Source organism: Amycolatopsis sp. NPDC003676, from assembly GCF_053587275.1.
Genome location: NZ_JBSFNS010000442.1, coordinates 1 through 1,035 on the forward strand (window position 1 = coordinate 1; position 1,035 = coordinate 1,035).

Sequence of the window (1,035 nt, forward strand, 5' to 3'; positions counted from 1 at the left end):
CGGCGGCGTCCCACGCGACGATCTTCACCGGCCAGTACCCGCTGCGCAACGGCCTGCACGAGTTCTACAACGGATCGCTGCGCGCGCCGACAGTGCCACGGCAGCGGTCCGCGTCGACAGTTACCTTCATCAGGCCTCCTCGGTGTCGAATTCCAGGTGCAGCGAGGTGAGCCCACGCAGGATGAAGGTGGGCAGGTAGTGATACCGCCGCTCCTCCGCGGGCCCGTGCACGGCCTCGTCGATGCGCAGATCGGTGGTGCGGGCCAGCAGGCGTTCGATGGCGATCCTGGCTTCCGCGCGGGCCAGCGGCGCGCCCGGGCAGGTGTGCGCACCGCGCCCGAAGGCGATGTGCTGGCGGGCATTCGAACGCGCCGGATCGAACGTGGTCGGATCGTCGAAACGGCGCGGGTCACGATTGGCCGCACCGTTGACGACCATCAGTACGGTCCCCACCGGCACCTCGGCACCGCCCACCGTCGAGGTCGTCTTCGCGAGCCGGAAGTCGCCCTTGACCGGGCTCTCCATCCGCAGCGATTCCTCGATGAAGTTCTGGATGCGGCTCTTGTCCGCGCGCAGGTACTCCTGGATGTCGGGACGCTCGGCGAGCAGTTTCAGCGCCGAACTCAGCAGCCGGACCGTGGTCTCCTGGCCGGCCGAGAAGACGTTGGCGGCCACCCGCACGACGTCGATGACCTCCGGCTGCGACCCGTCCGGGAAGGTCGCGGTGGCCAGGCTGGTGAGCACGTCGCCGCGCGGGTTGCGGCGGCGGTCCTCGATGTAGGCCGAGAACTTGCCGTAGAGGAACTCGATCGGGTTGTGCGACATGCCCTCACCCTGCGTGGAGCCGACGCTGGCGCCCTCGCGGTGCGGGTCGCGCTGCAGGGTGTGCAGGAACTCGTCCTGGTCGTCCTTGGGTACACCGAGCAGGTCGGCGATCACGTAGAGCGTGAAGGGACCAGCGAATTCGCGCATGCAGTCACCGCCGGTGACCAGGTAGTGGTCGAGCATGCGGTCGGCGATCGACCACATCGCCTC

Annotated in this window: 1 protein-coding gene; it reads right to left on the reverse strand. The window is 68.4% G+C overall.

Features of this window, described 5'->3' with window-relative positions:
• Positions 1-129: 129 nt before the first annotated feature.
• A partial coding sequence (locus tag ACWDNU_RS47080) for a cytochrome P450 (RefSeq protein ID WP_449673610.1) occupies positions 130-1,035 on the reverse strand: 906 nt, incomplete at its 5' end.